Annotated in this window: 11 protein-coding genes and 1 riboswitch; of the genes, 5 read left to right on the top strand and 6 right to left on the bottom strand. The window is 71.1% G+C overall.

Going from position 1 to position 16,527, the window contains the following annotated elements; genetic code table 11:
- Positions 1 to 18: 18 nt before the first annotated feature.
- The 3 genes from cydD to ACFY15_RS05800 are packed head-to-tail and all read right to left on the bottom strand — an operon-like array spanning position 19 to position 6,128.
- Positions 19 to 3,558, bottom strand: coding sequence for a thiol reductant ABC exporter subunit CydD (gene cydD / locus ACFY15_RS05790; protein WP_390686150.1), 3,540 nt, complete (start codon positions 3,556 to 3,558; stop codon positions 19 to 21).
- 44 nt (positions 3,559 to 3,602) lie between these two features.
- Positions 3,603 to 4,604 carry a cytochrome d ubiquinol oxidase subunit II gene (cydB, locus tag ACFY15_RS05795; RefSeq protein ID WP_390686151.1) on the bottom strand — a complete coding sequence of 334 codons (1,002 nt, stop codon included), beginning with the start codon at positions 4,602 to 4,604 and terminating at the stop codon, positions 3,603 to 3,605.
- An 18-nt stretch (positions 4,605 to 4,622) separates the two neighbouring features.
- Positions 4,623 to 6,128 (bottom strand): cytochrome ubiquinol oxidase subunit I, encoded by a 1,506-nt coding sequence (locus tag ACFY15_RS05800; RefSeq protein ID WP_390686152.1) that lies wholly within the window; start codon positions 6,126 to 6,128, stop codon positions 4,623 to 4,625.
- 225 nt (positions 6,129 to 6,353) lie between these two features.
- On the opposite strand from ACFY15_RS05800, the gene ACFY15_RS05805 reads away from it, so the two are divergent.
- Entirely contained in the window at positions 6,354 to 6,722 is a 369-nt protein-coding gene (locus ACFY15_RS05805) for a cyclophilin-like fold protein (RefSeq protein WP_390686153.1), read from the top strand.
- Between the two features lie 3 nt (positions 6,723 to 6,725).
- On the opposite strand, the gene hisC is transcribed toward ACFY15_RS05805, so the two are convergent.
- Positions 6,726 to 7,805 carry a histidinol-phosphate transaminase gene (gene hisC, locus ACFY15_RS05810; protein WP_390825091.1) on the bottom strand — a complete coding sequence of 360 codons (1,080 nt, stop codon included), beginning with the start codon at positions 7,803 to 7,805 and terminating at the stop codon, positions 6,726 to 6,728.
- A gap of 362 nt (positions 7,806 to 8,167) precedes the next feature.
- Here hisC and ACFY15_RS05815 point away from each other — a divergent pair, with 362 nt between their 5' ends.
- The 4 genes from ACFY15_RS05815 to ACFY15_RS05830 all read left to right on the top strand — a co-directional run bounded on the left by ACFY15_RS05815 (position 8,168) and on the right by ACFY15_RS05830 (position 13,339).
- The gene (locus ACFY15_RS05815; RefSeq protein WP_390686155.1) at positions 8,168 to 9,283 is read left to right on the top strand and encodes a LacI family DNA-binding transcriptional regulator; all 1,116 of its coding nucleotides are present in this window, start codon (positions 8,168 to 8,170) and stop codon (positions 9,281 to 9,283) included.
- A gap of 217 nt (positions 9,284 to 9,500) precedes the next feature.
- Positions 9,501 to 10,676 (top strand): metallophosphoesterase, encoded by a 1,176-nt coding sequence (locus ACFY15_RS05820; protein WP_390686377.1) that lies wholly within the window; start codon positions 9,501 to 9,503, stop codon positions 10,674 to 10,676.
- Between the two features lie 148 nt (positions 10,677 to 10,824).
- Complete coding sequence (locus tag ACFY15_RS05825) at positions 10,825 to 11,652, top strand: hypothetical protein (RefSeq protein ID WP_390825092.1); 828 nt, start codon at positions 10,825 to 10,827, stop codon at positions 11,650 to 11,652.
- 526 nt (positions 11,653 to 12,178) lie between these two features.
- On the top strand, positions 12,179 to 13,339 hold the full coding sequence (locus tag ACFY15_RS05830) for a glycosyltransferase (protein ID WP_390686157.1): 1,161 nt from the start codon (positions 12,179 to 12,181) through the stop codon (positions 13,337 to 13,339).
- A gap of 24 nt (positions 13,340 to 13,363) precedes the next feature.
- Here ACFY15_RS05830 and ACFY15_RS05835 read toward each other — a convergent pair whose 3' ends face one another.
- Complete coding sequence (locus ACFY15_RS05835; protein ID WP_390686378.1) at positions 13,364 to 14,413, bottom strand: aldo/keto reductase; 1,050 nt, start codon at positions 14,411 to 14,413, stop codon at positions 13,364 to 13,366.
- 120 nt (positions 14,414 to 14,533) lie between these two features.
- Positions 14,534 to 16,321 (bottom strand): phosphomethylpyrimidine synthase ThiC, encoded by a 1,788-nt coding sequence (gene thiC / locus ACFY15_RS05840; RefSeq protein WP_390686158.1) that lies wholly within the window; start codon positions 16,319 to 16,321, stop codon positions 14,534 to 14,536.
- Positions 16,316 to 16,460, bottom strand: a riboswitch (TPP riboswitch). It overlaps the preceding gene by 6 nt.
- Positions 16,461 to 16,527: the final 67 nt, after the last annotated feature.

Genomic DNA, 16,527 nt, shown 5'->3' on the forward strand with positions numbered 1-16,527 from the left:
CCCGTTTAGGAGAGAAAGTCAGCCCACGGAGTCGGCCGGAATCGCACCTGCCTGCCGCTCCCGCTCCAGCAGGCTCCGCAGCGGACCCTCAACGGCCGCCAGCTCTGCGTACGCCCCGCGCTGCACGACCGCGCCCCGGTCCAGCACGAGCACCTCGTCCACCGCGTCCAGCCCGGCGAGCCGGTGCGTGATCAGCACGGTGGCACGTCCCTCGGTCGCCGCCAGCAGGTCCGCCGTCAGGGCGTCCGCGGTCGCCAGGTCCAGATGCTCGGCCGGCTCGTCGAGGACGAGCACGGGGAAGTCCGCGAGCAGGGCCCGTGCCAGGGCGAGCCGCTGGCGCTGGCCGCCCGAGAGCCGCTGCCCGTGTTCGCCGACCAGGGTGTCGAGGCCGTCCGGCAGCCCGTCGGCCCACTCCAGCAGCCGGGCCGCGGCAAGCGCCTCCCTCAGCTGCGCCCCGTCCGCGCCGGGCCGGGCCAGCCTCAGGTTCTCGCGGACCGAGCTGTCGAAGAGGTGCGCGTCCTGGGCGCACAGGCCCACGAAGCGGCGTACGGCGTCGCCGTCGCAGGCGCGCGCGTCCGTCCCGCCCAGGGTGTACGCGCCCTCGCGCGGGTCCAGGAACCGCAGCAGGACCTGGGCCAGCGTGGTCTTGCCCGAGCCCGAGGGCCCGACGACCGCGATGCGCCGGCCGGCCTCCAGGGTCAGGTCCAGTCCGTGCAGCGCGTCCCGCTCCTGGCCCGCGTGGCGGGCGGCGAGTCCCGTGAGCCGCAACGGGAACGGCGAGGACGGCAGCTCCTGCGGCTCGGCCGGCTCGGCGACGGGCTCGGGCGCGTCGATGACCTCGTACACCCGCTCGGCGCTACGGCGCACCCGCTGCCGGTACTGGACGGCCGTCGGCAGCCCGCCGACCGCCTCGAACGCGGCGAGCGGGGTCAGGACCACCACCGCCATGGCCACGCCCGACAGCCGGCCGTCCGCGACGGCGCCGGCACCGGCGAACGCGGCGCACACCACGGTGAGCCCGCACACCAGGGCCGACAGCCCGCCGCCCAGTCCGGCGGCAGCGGCCCCGCGCGAGACGATCCGGGTGAGCGCCCCGTCGGCGTCCCGCGCCCTGGACTTCCGGTCGGCGAGGGCCCCGGCGACGGTGAGTTCGGCGGTGCCCGTCAGCAGGTCGGCCACCCGGGTGGCGAGCTCGCCCCGGGCGGGCGCGAGCCGCCGCTCGGCACTCCGCGAGCAGACCCCGCTGACCAGCGGAACCCCGATCCCCGCCACCAGCAGCCCCACCGCGAGCGCCACGCCCGCCCCGGGCAGCAGCCAGGCCGTGAAGGCCACCGATCCGGTACCGACGAGCACCGCGGTGCCCACCGGCAGCAGCCAGCGCAGCCAGTAGTCCTGGAGGGCGTCGGCATCGGCCACCAGCCGGGACAGCAGGTCACCGCGCCGCTGCTCGCGCAGTCCGGCGGGCGCGATCCGCTCCAGCCTCCGGTACACCGCGACCCGCAGGTCGGCCAGCATCCGCAGGACGGCGTCGTGCGACACCAGGCGCTCGGCGTAGCGGAAGACGGCCCGCCCCAGGCCGAAGGCCCGGGTCGCCGTGACGGCCACCATCAGGTACAGCACGGGCGGCTGCTCGGACGCCCGGGAGATCAGCCATCCGGACACGGCCATCAGCCCGACGCTGCACCCGACGGCCAGCGCCCCGAGCAACAGCCCGAGCCGGAACCGTCCCTGCCATGCCGCGGCCACGGCCCGCACCCGGCGCAGCGGGTCTCCGCCGCCGGTCTCCGCACCCCCGCCGCCGGCCCGTTCCCGGGCGGTCCCGAGGATCCACTCCCCGGGATCGGACATCCCGGCCGCGGCCTGCGGGGCCGCTGCGCTGCCCGGGACCGGGGACGTGCTCTCCGCCGCCGCGTCGGCGACACCCTCGCCCACCGCCACCACCCGGTCGGCGACCGCCAGCAGCGCCGGCCGGTGCACCACGAGGAGCACGGTCCGCCCGACCGCGAGACGCCGCACGGCATCCACGACCGCGGCCTCGGTCTCCCCGTCCAGGGCGGCCGTCGGCTCGTCCAGCAGCAGCACCGGCCGGTCCGCGAGGAACGCCCGCGCCAGGGCCAGCCGCTGGCGCTGCCCCGCGGACAGGCCGGTACCGCCCTCGCCGAGCAGGGTCCGCGTCCCGCGCGGCAGCGCGGAGACGAACTCCCAGGCCCCGGCGTCCCTCAGCGCCGCCTCCACCGCGTCGTCGTCGGCCCCGGGCCGTGCCAGGCGGACGTTCTCGGCGATGGTTCCGGCGAAGAAATGCGGCCGCTGCGGCACCCAGGCGATCCGCTCCCGCCACTGCGCGAGGGAGAGCCCGGCCAGGTCCGTGCCGCCGACCCGTACCCGCCCGGCCGTCGGCGTGACGAAGCCGAGCAGCACGTTCAGCAGCGTGGACTTGCCCGCGCCGCTCGGTCCGGTGAGGGCCACGCACTCGCCCGGCCCGACGACGAGCGACACCGGCCCGGGGGAGGAAGCGCTGCGGCCCTCGTGGCGGACCTCGACCGCGTCGAGCTCGATGACCGGTGCGGCGGCCGGCACGGCGGCCCCGGCGACCGGGCCGGGGACCGGCGACTCCAGGACCGTGAAGATCTCCTCCGCCGCGGCCAGCCCCTCGGCGGCCGCGTGGTACTGGGCCCCGACCTGCCGCAGCGGCAGATAGGCCTCCGGGGCCAGGATCAGGATGACGAGGCCCGTGTACAGGTCCAGCTCCCCGTGCACGAGCCGCATGCCGATGGTCACCGCGACGAGCGCCACCGACAGGGTGGCGAGCAGTTCGAGGGCGAAGGAGGAGAGGAAGGCGATGCGCAGCGTGCGCATCGCGGCCTGGCGGTAGTCATCGGTGATCTTGCGGATGGATTCGGCCTGCGCCTTGGCCCGCCCGAAGACCTTCAGCGTCGGGAGTCCCTCCACCACGTCGAGGAAGTGCCCCGAAAGCCGCGAGAGCAGCCGCCACTGGCGGTCCATCCGGCTCTGGGTGGCCATCCCGATGAGGATCATGAACAGCGGGATCAGCGGCAGCGTGACGACGATGATGGCCGCCGACACCCAGTCCTCGGTGACGATGCGGGCGAGGACCGCCACCGGCACCACCACCGCGAGCCCCAGCTGGGGCAGGTAGCGGGAGAAGTAGTCGTCGAGCGCGTCCACCCCCCGGGTGGCGAGGGACACCAGGGATCCGGTGCGCTGCCCGCCGAGCCAACTGGGCCCGAGGTCCGCGGCCCGGTCCAGCAGCCGGCCGCGCAGCTCCGACTTGACCGCCGCGCCGGCCCGGTGGGCGGCCAGCTCGGTGAGCCAGGCCACCAGCCCGCGTCCGAGCGCCACTGCCGCGAGCAGCAGCAGTGGCGTGCGCAGGTCCCCCGCGTCCCGTCCTCGTTCGAAGGCTCCGACCACGATCTCGGCGATGAGCATCGCCTGGCCGACGACCAGCCCCGCCCCGGCGAGCCCGAGAGCCACCACCGCCCCCAGGAAGAGGCGGGTGGAGCGGGCGTACCGGAGCAGGCGCGGGTCGATCGGTTTCACGTGAAACATCCCCTCGGCAGGGTCGGGCGGGGGTCGCGCACGGATCAGTGCGCGTCGGCGATGTGCTGCGTACCGATCCGCTTGCGGAACACCCAGTACGTCCAGCCCTGGTAGAGCATCACGAGCGGAGCGGCCACACCGGCGCACCAGGTCATGATCTTCAGGGTGTACGGGGTGGACGAGGCGTTGGTGACCGTGAGGCTCCACGCCTCGTTCAGCGAGGACGGCATGACGTTCGGGAACAGCGTCAGGAAGAGCATCGCGACGGCCGCCGCGATGGTGATCCCCGACAGGGCGAAGGACCAGCCCTCCCGGCCCGTCAGGTTGCAGCCGATGGCGGCGACCAGCGCGGCCACGGCGACGGCCATGGCGATCAGGCTCCGGCCGTCACCGCGCGAGACCTGGGTCCAGATGAGGAAGGCCAGGGCCAGCACGGCAGCCACCGCGCCCAGCCGGGTCGCCAGCGCACGCGAGCGGTCCCGGATGTCACCGACGGTCTTGAGCGAGGCGAACACGGCGCCGTGGAAGGTGAACAGGGTGAGGGTGACCAGTCCGCCGAGGAGCGCGTACACGTTGAGCAGGTCGAAGAGACTTCCGACGTACTCCATGTGCTGGTCGATCTTCACCCCGCGGACGATGTTCGCGAAGGCCACGCCCCAGAGGAAGGCGGGGATCAGCGAGGCCCAGAAGATGGCGTGTTCCCAGTTGGTCTGCCACCGCTCCCCGGACCGCTTGTGCCGGTACTCGAAGGCGACACCCCGGACGATCAGGCAGACCAGGATGAGCAGCAAAGGCAGGTAGAAGCCGGAGAAGAGGGTGGCGTACCACTCAGGGAAGGCGGCGAAGGTGGCACCGCCCGCCGTGAGCAGCCAGACCTCGTTGCCGTCCCAGACGGGTCCGATCGTGTTGATCAGCACCCGCTTCTCGGTGCGGTCGCGTGCGAGGAGCTTGGTGAGTACGCCGATGCCGAAGTCGAAGCCCTCCAGGAAGAAGTAGCCGGTCCACAGGACGGCGATGAGTACGAACCAGACGTCGTGAAGCTGCATGGTGTGCTCCCTCCTGCCTCAGTACGAGAAGGCCATCGGCCGGTCGGCGTTCTTGTCGTCCCCGCCGATCCTGGTGGGCGGGTCGAGGTCGGCCTCCGTCAGCTCGGGCGGGCCGGCCTTGACGTACTTCACGAGGAGTCTGACCTCGATCACGGCGAGGACGGCGTAGAGCAGCGTGAAGCCGATCATCGAGGTCAGCACCTCGCCCTGCGAGACGTTCGGCGAGACCGCGTCCCGGGTGCGCAGGACTCCGTAGACCACCCAGGGCTGACGGCCCATCTCCGTGAAGATCCAGCCCCAGGAGTTGGCGAGCAGCGGGAAGCACATGGTCCAGAGCGCGACGAGCCAGTAGAGCTGCGAGAACCTCGGGCTGAGCGCCTTCTTGAAGAGGACGAGATGGGGGACCTCGTCCTCTCCGGTGCGCAGCGCGGGCGGCAGCAGGAAGCGCTTGCGGGTCAGCCACAGCCCCAGCACGCCGATGCCGAGGGAGGCCATGCCGAAGCCGATCATCCAGCGGAAGCCCCAGTAGGCGACGGGGATGTTGGGCCGGTAGTCGCCAGGGCCGAACTTCTCCTGCTCGGCCTTGTTGACGTCGTTGATGCCGGGGACGAAGGAGTCGAAGTCGTTGTTGGCCAGGAACGACAGCAGACCCGGGATCTCGATGGCCACCTTGTTGTGGCCCTTGTCGACGTCGCCGTAGGCGAAGACGGAGAAGGGCGCGGGGGCCTCCCCGTCCCACAGGGCCTCGGCGGCGGCCATCTTCATGGGCTGCTGCTTGAACATCACCTTGCCGAGCATGTCCCCGCTGAGGGCGGTGCCCAGACCAGCGATGATCATGACCACCAGGCCGACCCGCAGCGAGCTGCGCATCACGGGGATGTGCTTCTTGCGGGCGAGGTGGAAGGCGGAGATGCCGACCATGAAGGCGCCGCCGACCAGGAAGGCGGCCGTGATGGTGTGGAAGAACTGGGTGAGCGCGGTGTCCTGCGTGAGGACGCGCCAGAAGTCGGTGAGCTCGGCCCGGCCCCGCTCCTCGTTGATGCGGTAGCCGACCGGGTGCTGCATCCAGGAGTTCGCCGCGAGGATGAAGTACGCGGACAGGACGGTGCCAAGCGAGACCATCCACATGCAGGCCAGGTGGATCTTCTTCGGCAGCTTGTCCCAGCCGAAGATCCACAGACCGATGAAGGTCGACTCGAAGAAGAAGGCGATCAGCGCCTCGAAGGCCAGCGGCGCTCCGAAGATGTCACCCACAAATCGCGAGTAGTCGGACCAGTTCATGCCGAACTGGAACTCCTGGACGATGCCGGTGACGACACCCATCGCGATATTGATCAAGAAAAGCTTGCCCCAGAACTTCGTGGCCCTGAGGTACTTCTCCTTCTCGGTACGCACCCAGGCGGTCTGCAGGCCGGCGGTCAGCGCGGCGAGCGAGATCGTGAGCGGAACGAAGAGGAAGTGATAGACGGTGGTGATGCCGAACTGCCAGCGCGCCAATGTCTCAGGCGCCAAAGCTAGGTCCACGTCGTCTGCTCCTTGTCGTCGCCGTGGTCACAGCGGGCAGTCTGCCTGGCGGGTTCCCTCCCATAACAGGAGGAAGCAGGACACGCTTGTGAACGCGTTCACATTCACAAGCAATTATGTCCTACAGGCTTTGGCCGGAAACAGGCGGGGTACCCCCCTCGACTCCCGGAGCCCGGAGCCCGGGTCCCCCTGGCGAAGAAATTCAACAGATTGTTGAATGTGCTCATGAAGATTCGCATCTCATGGCCTGCGGGCCTGCTCACCGCGACCCTCGACGAGACCCCGACCGGCAAGGCGCTGGTCGCGGCCCTTCCGATCTCCGCCTCCGCCCACACCTGGGGCGAGGAGGTCTACTTCGACACGGGCGTGTCCGTGGACCTGGAGCACGGCGCCCGCCAGGTCGTGGAGCCCGGCACGGTCTCCTTCTGGACCGAGGGCGACGCGCTCGCGCTGCCCTACGGCTCCACGCCCATCTCGCGCGGAGGCGAGAGCCGCCTGGCGAGCCCGTGCAACGTGCTCGGCTCGTTCGACGGCGACCCCCGCCTCCTGGCCACCGTCCGCGACGGCGACCCCATCTGCGTGGAACCGGTCTGAGGACTACAGCTCCTTGAAGAAGGCCTCCGCCGTGTGCAGGAAGAGGTCGTTCGCCTCGGTCTCACCGATCGTGACCCGCAGGCCCTCGCCCGCGAAGGGCCGGACCACCACACCGGCCTTCTCGCAGGCCGCCGCGAACTCGGCGGTCCGCTCCCCCAGCCTCATCCAGACGAAGTTCGCCTGCGTGTCCGGAACCGTCCAGCCCTGCGCGAGCAGCGTCTCGTGCACCCGGTTGCGCTCGCACACCAGCGCCCCGACCCGGCCCATCAGCTCGTCCTCGGCGCGCAGTGAGGCGACCGCCGCGTCCTGCGCCAGCTGGCTGACCCCGAAGGGCACCGCCGTCTTGCGCAGCGCCGCCGCGACCGGTTCGTGCGCCACCGCGAAGCCGACGCGAAGTCCGGCCAGGCCGTAGGCCTTGGAGAAGGTGCGCAGCACGGCGACGTTGGGGCGGTCGCGGTAGAGCTCGATGCCGTCCGGCACGTCGGTGTCGCGGACGAACTCGCGGTAGGCCTCGTCCAGCACGACCAGGACGTCCGAGGGCACGCGGTCCAGGAACCGCTCCAGCTCGGCGCGGCGCACGGCGGTGCCGGTCGGGTTGTTGGGGTTGCAAACGAAGATCAGCCGCGTCCGCTCGGTGATCGCGGCGGCCATCGCGTCCAGGTCGTGGACGTCCCCGTCGGTCAGCGGGACCCGCACGGACGTGGCGCCCGAGATCTGCGTGATGATCGGGTAGGCCTCGAAGGACCGCCAGGCGTACATGACCTCGTCACCCGGGCCGGCCGTCGACTGGATCAGCGACTGGGCCACGCCCACGGAGCCGGTGCCCGTGGCGATGTGCTCGGCCGACACCCCGAAGCGCTCGGCCAGCTCGTTCACCAGGCCGGTGCACGCCATGTCCGGGTAGCGGTTGAAGCGGCCGGCGGCCTCGACCGCCGTCTCCAGGACCCCCGGAAGCGGCGGGTAGGGGTTCTCGTTCGAGGACAGCTTGAAAGCCACGGCCCCGCCCTGTGCAGCGGGCTTGCCGGGCTTGTAGGTGGGGATGCCGTCCAGCTCGGCGCGCAGCTTCGGGCTCTTCTCGCTCACCGCAGGTCCTCCTCGACCGTCCCGTCGACGTCTCCGTCGACTCAATACTGCTCACCATATGAGGATTCCGCCGATCCGAGAATGGCGGGCGCCAGGAACACAGGGGGAGCGCGCGCATATATGCGCGCGCCGGTGGCCCGCGCCGTGGCGCGCGTCCCTCGTGCAGGTGAGTTGCCAGCGGCCAGTCGCCGCCGCTCTTTGGCATGCTCGTACCCGCCGACAAGCCTCACCCTTGGCCTAAATCACCAAATACCTTCAATTCCAAGGTCATTATGGGTGGCGAACCAAGCAGAAACGTGCCTGTCAACCCGTGCATATGCACCTGAACCACCCTGCCGTCCGAGCCCTACTATCGGCTCGCCATGACAGCAGCAGGGAAGCATCACGTGAGCCGGGCCGAGACCACCCGGCGGGTCGGCGGCCGACAGGGCCGGGCCGGGATCAGGGACGTGGCCGCCGCCGCGGGGGTGTCCATCACCACCGTCTCCGACGCGCTCAATGGCAAGGGACGGCTGCCGGACGCCACCCGCCGCCACGTCCGCGAGGTGGCCGACCGGCTGGGCTACCGCCCCTCCGCCGCCGCCCGCACCCTCCGTACCGGAAAGTCGGGCCTCATCGGCCTGACCGTGACGACGTACGGGGATGAACCTTTCACCTTCACCGAATTCGCGTACTTCGCGGAGATGGCGCGGGCCGCCACCTCCGCCGCGCTCGCCCGCGGCTACGCCCTCGTCATCCTGCCGGCCACCTCACGGCACGACGTCTGGTCCAACGTGGCCCTCGACGGCACCGTCGTCATCGACCCCTCGGACCACGACCCGGTCGTCAGCGAGCTCGTCCGCCAGGGCCTGCCCGTGGTCTCCGACGGCCGGCCCGCCGGCACCCTCCCCGTCACCGCCTGGGTCGACAACGACCACGAGGCGGCCGTACTGGGCCTGCTCGACCACCTCGCCGCCGCCGGCGCCCGCCGGATCGGGCTGCTGACCGGCACCACCACCGACACCTACACGCGGCTCTCCACGACCGCCTACCTCAGCTGGTGCGCGCGGGTCGGCCAGGACCCCGTCTACGAGTCCTACCCCGCGCACGACCCCTGCGCGGGCGCCGTCGCCGCCGACCGCCTCCTCGCCCGGCCCGACCGACCCGACGCCGTCTACGGTCTCTTCGACCCGAACGGCACCGACCTGCTCGCCGCCGCCCGGCGCTACGGGCTGCGGGTCCCCGAGGACCTGCTGCTCGTCTGCTGCAGCGAGTCCACCGTCTACGCGAACACCGAGCCGCCCATCACCACGCTCTCCCTCAAACCGCGCCGCATCGGAACCGCCGTCGTACAGCTGCTGATCGACGCGATCGAGGGGGTCGACACGGGACGCCCGGTCGAACAGGTCGTCCCGACCGAGCTGATCATCCGCACGTCCTCGCAGCGCAGAACCCCCCGGACCACCGTCAGCCCACCCCGCTCACCGGCTCAGGACTGATCGCCGGACCCCCGCATTCGGCGGGTTCGGCGGTTCCGCCGAGGATTTCAACAACCCTCATATCAGGCCAAAAGTGCAGGAAGGTTTGGTTCCGCCCAGGATTCACCACCCCTGGTGCGTCACAGAGCGCGAGCCGCATTCCTATGATGGGCGCACGACATCACGGACCCTCCGCCCCGGAGGTGAGCAGGGTCCGCAGGTGTACGGCAGCGCGACGGTGGTGGAGGGGTCGATGACTCAGGGGGCCGGTCAGGGACCCGCGATGCGGACGGACACGCTGCGGGACTTCCGGGTGCCGGTCAACGAACCCGCGCCGTACGCCGCGTCCGCCGGCCTGCCCGGCGACGCGCCCGCGTACGGCGAGCACCCCGCGTACTACGCACCGGAGAGCGTTCCGCAGCAGCGCACAGCCTCCGCCCACACCGAGGTCCCGGCCGCGCCCGAGGACGACCTCGACGGCTACACCCCGACCCAGCGCGACCTGCCCGTCATCGGGCGCGGTGCCACGGGCGGGCCCGGGGACACCGTCCAGGTCCAGTACGTCCCGCAGGAGGCCCCGGGCGCCGGCCCCGGCCCCCTCTACGTCGTGGGCGACGTCCATGGCTACCTCGACGAGCTCGTCCACGAGCTCCAGGCGCAGAACCTCATCGACGCCGACTGCCACTGGTCCGCCGGGAACGCCAGGATCTGGTTCCTCGGCGACTTCACCGACCGCGGCCCCGACGGCATCGGCGTCATCGACCTCGTCATGCGGCTGTCCGCCGAGGCCGCCGCCGCCGGCGGCTACTGCAAGGCCCTGATGGGCAATCACGAACTGCTGCTCATCGGCGCGAAGCGGTTCGGCGACACCCCCGTGAACTCCGGCGCCGGCACGGCCACCTTCCAGGCCGCCTGGCTCCTCAACGGGGGACAGCGCACCGACATGGAGCGCCTGGAGGACGTCCACCTGCAGTGGATGTCCCGGCTGGACGCGGCCACCCTGGCGGACGGGCACCTGCTGCTCCACTCCGACACCACGGCCTACCTGGACTACGGCGACTCCATCGAGGACGTCAACGACACCATCCACGAGCTGCTCAACCGCAACGACGCCGACACCACCTGGGACCTGTTCCGCAAGTTCACCAAGCGCTTCGCCTTCCGCGACGAGGAGACGGGCCCGCAGGCCGTGCGCCAGCTGCTGGCCACCTACGGCGGAGGCCGCGTCGTCCACGGCCACAGCCCCATCCCGTACCTGCTCGGCGAGGTCGGCACCGAGGACGGCGACGAGGCCCACGGGCCGGAGTCCGTCGACGGACCGCACGTGTACGCGGACGGACTGGCCATCGCGATGGACGGCGGCGTGACGATGGCGGGCAAACTGCTGGTCCAACAACTGCCTTTGCGGGACTGAGCGTTCACGGAGCGGGGTATTTCCCGAAAGTCCCTGTCACCCCATGGCCGGGGCGCTCTACCATCGCCCTGTCCGTAGCAGGCTCTCCTCCGTTTGGGCCGGCGCCCGGTTCTACGCGGGCATACCGGCTCGTACGGGGCATCGGGGGATGCACATGACCAGCGGTCCGCACCTGCTCATCGAAGACCGACCCGAATTCGACCGGCTCCTCGACGAGGCGCTGCGCACGGCGGACGAACGGCCCGAACTCGCCGGCCTCGGCGAACGGCTGAACGCCGAACAACTGCGCGCGATGGCCCTGAGCGCCATCGCGCTGCTGACCGCCGCGGCGGCCGCCGAGTACGCCCACTACGTGAAAGTACGGGAGGAACTGCGCGACGAGGCCCTGACGGGCCGCGGGAACACCGACGAGGAAGCCGACGGGGACGACGCCGAGCCAGGGGAGGGCGGCGCCGGCCTGAGCGCGGTGGTGGCCGTCCTCGCACCGGTCCTCGCGGGGACGGCCATGCTGATCTTCCTGCTGGTGGGCTACTGCCTGAAGGCGGTCGACCCCGCACCCGCCTTCGCACGGACGATGCTGACGGCGGGTTGGCTCTTCGGCGGGCTCACCGTGGTCGCGCTGGTCTTCACGGTGGTCTCGCTGCTGGTGGCGGCCCTGCGCAACAGTTCCACCGAGGTGGCCGCGGAGGAGAGCGTGCCGATACCCGACGAGCTCGCGCGGGCCCGGGAGGCCTGGCGCAACGCGCTGCTGGAGCGGGGCATCATGCCGTTCCTGCGCGACGCACTGGCCGATCCGACCGCCGGGACGGGCTACCCGGTGCCCCGTACGCCGGAGGCCGGGCGCATCCCCAACCTGGGATACACCCGTCCCGACTTCAGCAGCCCGTCCGACGGGACGCCCGGCCCGCGTCCGGGCTACTCCAGCCCGGACTTCACGAGCCCGGACTTCGGCGGCCCGGAGCACCGGCCGGACTGATCGCCTACCTGATGTCCGCCCCCGGGGCGGGAACGGGAGGCCACGCCAGGTTGCATGTGAGACACGGACCCCGCAGGCCGCGGCAGCCCTCGTCGTCCTGGCCACCGCCGGCGGGGCCCGGTCGGCCCGAGGGGCCTCCGGCCGGTCGTCGTCATCGTCCCCGTGGTGGTGCGTCTTCCGCTTGCGGTGGCCCTCGCCAACGCCCAGCGCAGGGCCGGCCGCGGCCACCGCCGGGCCGGCCTGCCGCGCCACCACGACCACGGGACTCCCCTCGGCCCTCTTCCGCGGAGCAGGGCCTGGCTGGTGGGAGGCGCCCTGGCCTCGCTCCCCCTCGGACTGGCGGGCTTTCCACACCGCCTGAGCCAATGCCCCAATCGGGCCAACTCGGGCTTTCCCGGCGCGCCGCCCGCCGACGCCCGGCACACCCTCCCTAGAGTCCCCGACGATCCATCCGACCCGGCCGGCCGCCAGAACGCACGGCCCACACCAGCGGACGGGACCCGTGAGACCAAAAGTCTGTCTGAACATGATCGTCAAGGACGAGGCCCCCACCATTCGGAAATGCCTCGACTCGGTACGTCCCCTGATCGACACGTGGGTGATCGTGGACACCGGCTCGACGGACGGCACCCAGGACGTCATCAGGGACTGCTTCGGCGACCTCCCCGGCACCCTCCACGAACGCCCCTGGAAGGGATTCGACGGCAGCCGGACCGAGGCGATCGAACTCGCCCGCGCCAGTGCCGACTACCTGCTGTTCATCGACGCCGACGACGCGATGGAGGTGGACCCCGGGTTCCGGATGCCGGAGCTGACCCTCGACGCGTACCGGATCGCCCTGCACGACGGGCCGATCGTCCACTACCGGGCGGCGCTCGTCTCCACCCGCCTGCCCTGGCGGTACGTCGGCGTGCTCCACGAGTACATCGACTGCGGCGGCGAGTACAGCCTCGGCACGCTCAACGGCGCCCACATCCTCAGCATCGGCGGGGGCGCCCGGCTCCGGGAGGGCGGCCAGCGGCAGAAGTACCTGCGCGATGCGGCCCTCCTCGAAGAGGGGCTGGCCAAGGAGCCCGACAACGCCCGCTACATGTTCTACCTCGGTCAGAGCTGGCGGGACGCGGGCGAGCAGGAGAAATCCCTCGCCGCCTACGACCGCCGGGCGGCCATGGTCGGCTTCCACGAGGAGACGTACCTCGCCCGGGTCTACGCCGCACGGGCCGCTGCGGGCCTGGGCCGGCCCGCGGCCGAGGTGATGGACCGCTACCTCCGCGCCTTCGAGAGCAGGCCCTCGCGCGCCGAGGCGATCGGGGACCTCGCGGGTCTCTGCCGCGTGGAGGAGCGGTGGCCGCTGGCCTATGTGTTCGCCAAGGAGGCGGCCCGCATCCCCTACCCGAAGGACGTCCTCTTCGTGGAGCACGCCTGGCACGAGTGGCGGGCGCTCGACGAACTCGCCATCGCCTCCTACTGGGTCGGCGAGTACCGCGAGTCACTGGAGTGCTGCGAGCGCCTGCTGCGCGAGGGGAGGCTGCCCGACGCGCACCGGGAACGGGTCGCCGGGAACCTGGACTTCGCGCGGAGAAAGCTGGAACCGGCGATGTTTCACGTGAAACGTCCGTCCACCCCTCTTCCGGCCACCACCCGGAGCCGCCCCCCGGCGAAACGCCGCGCCAAGCGCCGGGCCTGAGGCCGTCCTGCCGGAGGGGCAGCCTCAGCCTGCGGCCCGGTCACCGAGCGGGCGCCGCCGCTGGGTGGCATCCGTGAGGGCCGGCGGGCGCCAGACACCGTCCGGGTGGTAGAGGTTCACACCCGGCGGCACGACCTCGTCGATCCGGTCGAGCACCGCGTCGTCGAGGACCAGCCCGGCCCCCTTCACCAGGGACTCGAACTGGTCCATCGTGCGCGGCCCGATGATCACCGAGGTGACCGCCGGATGGGCGACGGGGAACGCCACGGCCAGCTCCGGCAACGTGCAACCCAGGTCGTCGGCGATCGCCACGAGCTTCTCCACGGCCTCCAGCTTGGCCACGTTGCCCGGAATCGCCGGGTCGAAGCGGGCCGGGTTCAGCTTCGCCCGCCCGGTGGTCAGGTCGACCGGGCCGCCGAGCCGCTGCTTCCCGCTCAGGAAGCCCGAGGCGAGGGGGCTCCAGGTCAGCACGCCCATCCCGTATCGCCGGGCGACGGGCAGCACGTCGGCCTCGATGCCGCGCGCGAGGATCGAGTACGGCGGCTGCTCGGTACGGAACCGGGGCAGGGCCCGGCGCTCGGCGACGTGATGGGCCTCGACGAGTTCCTCGGCGGGAAAGGCCGAGCAGCCGAAGGACCTGATCTTCCCGGCCCTGACGAGGTCGCCCAGGACGGACAGCGTCTCCTCTACATCGGTCGAGTGGTCGGGCCGATGCACCTGGTACAGGTCGATCCAGTCGGTGTCCAGCCGCCGCAGGCTGTCCTCGACCGCCCGCACGATCCAGCGCCGCGAGTTCCCGCTGCGGTTGCGGCCCTCTCCCATCTGGAAGTGGACCTTGGTGGCGAGCACCACGTCGTCACGCCGCCCCTTGAGCGCCCTGCCGACGATCACCTCGGACTCGCCCGCCGAGTACATGTCGGCTGTGTCCACGAAGTTGATGCCCTGGTCGAGGGCGGCGTGGATGATCCGCCCGCACTCCGCGTGATCCGGGTTCCCCACCGCCCCGAACATCATCGTGCCGAGGCAGTGGGCACTCACCTCTATGCCGGTCCCGCCCAGATTCCGGTATCGCATGGTCATGCGGCCGCACTCTAGGGGCTGGAGCGCACTCCAGCACAAGACCCCGTTCCTGGCAGTCGCCCGAACCGTCCCGCGACTCCCCCCTGAGGTCGCGGGCAGGTCCGTACGGTCGGCTCAGTCCGCCAGCGGGAGGTAGACGCGGTTGCCCGAGGCGGCGAACTCGGCGGACTTCTCCGCCATGCCCGCCTCGATCTCCTCCGCCTTCAGGTCGCCGCCGTGCTCACGGCGGATGTCCTGGGAGATCTTCATCGAGCAGAACTTCGGACCGCACATGGAGCAGAAGTGCGCGGTCTTGGCCGGCTCGGCCGGGAGCGTCTCGTCGTGGAACTCGCGGGCCGTGTCGGGGTCGAGGGCCAGGTTGAACTGGTCCTCCCAGCGGAACTCGAACCGCGCGTCCGAAAGGGCGTCGTCCCATTCCTGGGCACCCGGGTGGCCCTTGGCCAGGTCCGCCGCGTGGGCCGCGATCTTGTACGTGATGACGCCGGTCTTCACGTCGTCGCGGTTGGGCAGGCCCAGGTGCTCCTTGGGCGTCACGTAGCAGAGCATCGCGGTGCCCCACCAGGCGATCATCGCGGCACCGATACCCGAGGTGATGTGGTCGTACGCGGGCGCGACGTCCGTGGTCAGCGGGCCGAGCGTGTAGAACGGCGCCTCCTCGCAGATCTCCTGCTGGAGGTCGATGTTCTCCTTGATCTTGTGCATCGGGACGTGGCCCGGGCCCTCGATCATCGTCTGCACGTTGTGCCGCTTGGCGATCGTGTTCAGCTCGCCCAGCGTCTTCAGCTCCGCGAACTGCGCGGCGTCGTTGGCGTCAGCGATGGAGCCGGGGCGCAGGCCGTCGCCGAGCGAGTACGTGACGTCGTACGCCGCGAGGATCTCGCAGAGCTCCTCGAAGTTCGTGTAGAGGAAGTTCTCCTTGTGGTGCGCCAGGCACCAGGCGGCCATGATCGAGCCGCCGCGGGAGACGATGCCGGTCTTGCGGCGGGCCGTCAGCGGCACGTACGGCAGCAGCACGCCGGCGTGGACCGTCATGTAGTCGACGCCCTGCTCGGCCTGCTCGATGACGGTGTCCTTGTAGATCTCCCAGGTCAGGTCCTCGGCACGGCCGTCGACCTTCTCCAGCGCCTGGTAGAGCGGCACAGTGCCGATCGGCACGGGGGAGTTGCGCAGGACCCACTCGCGCGTGGTGTGGATGTTGCGGCCGGTCGAGAGGTCCATGACCGTGTCGGCGCCCCACTGGGTGGCCCAGGTCATCTTGTCGACCTCCTCCTCGATGGAGGAGGTGACGGCCGAGTTGCCGATGTTGGCGTTGACCTTCACCAGGAACCGCTTGCCGATGATCATCGGCTCGATCTCCGGGTGGTTCACGTTGGCCGGGAGCACCGCGCGGCCTGCGGCGATCTCCTCGCGGACGACCTCGGGGGAGACGTTCTCGCGGATCGCGACGTACTCCATCTCCGGGGTGATCTCGCCCCGGCGGGCATACGCGAGCTGCGTGACGGCCTGGCCGCCGCGGCCCCGGCGCGGGAGGCGCGGGCGGCCGGGGAAGACCGCGTCGAGGTTCTTGAGACCACCGCGGGGCGAGGTGTGCTTGATGCCGTCGTCCTCGGGGCGCACGGGACGGCCCGCGTACTCCTCGGTGTCACCGCGGCCGATGATCCAGTTCTCCCGCAGCGGCGGCAGGCCGCGGCGCACGTCGGTCTCGATCTGCGGGTCGGTGTACGGACCGGACGTGTCGTAGAGCGTCACGTCCTTGCCGTTGGTGAGGTGGACCTGGCGGACCGGCACCCGGATGTCCGGACGGGAACCCGCCAGGTATCCCTTGTGCCAGCCGGGCTGGCGCTCGGTCTGGCCGTCGGCGCCCTGGTCGACGGCAGGCGTGCGTGCGTCCTGAATGGTCATGAGACCTGATCTCCCTACGCCGGCATTACCCGGTAACAGGTTCGGCGGTCGACGCAGCCTCCTCCCGCACGCAATCTGCTGCGCGTACGGTGATCAGCGCCCTCTCAGCCCGGTGCTCCGAGCTCCCGCGTTGTGCAAAGTAGCCCCCACGCTAGCGTCATCTGTGGCGTGCTGAACAGTGGGCCCCCTCATCTCTTGCGATGATC

The sequence above is a fragment of the Streptomyces sp. NPDC001373 genome (assembly GCF_042895815.1).
In the GTDB taxonomy this organism is placed as follows: domain Bacteria; phylum Actinomycetota; class Actinomycetes; order Streptomycetales; family Streptomycetaceae; genus Streptomyces.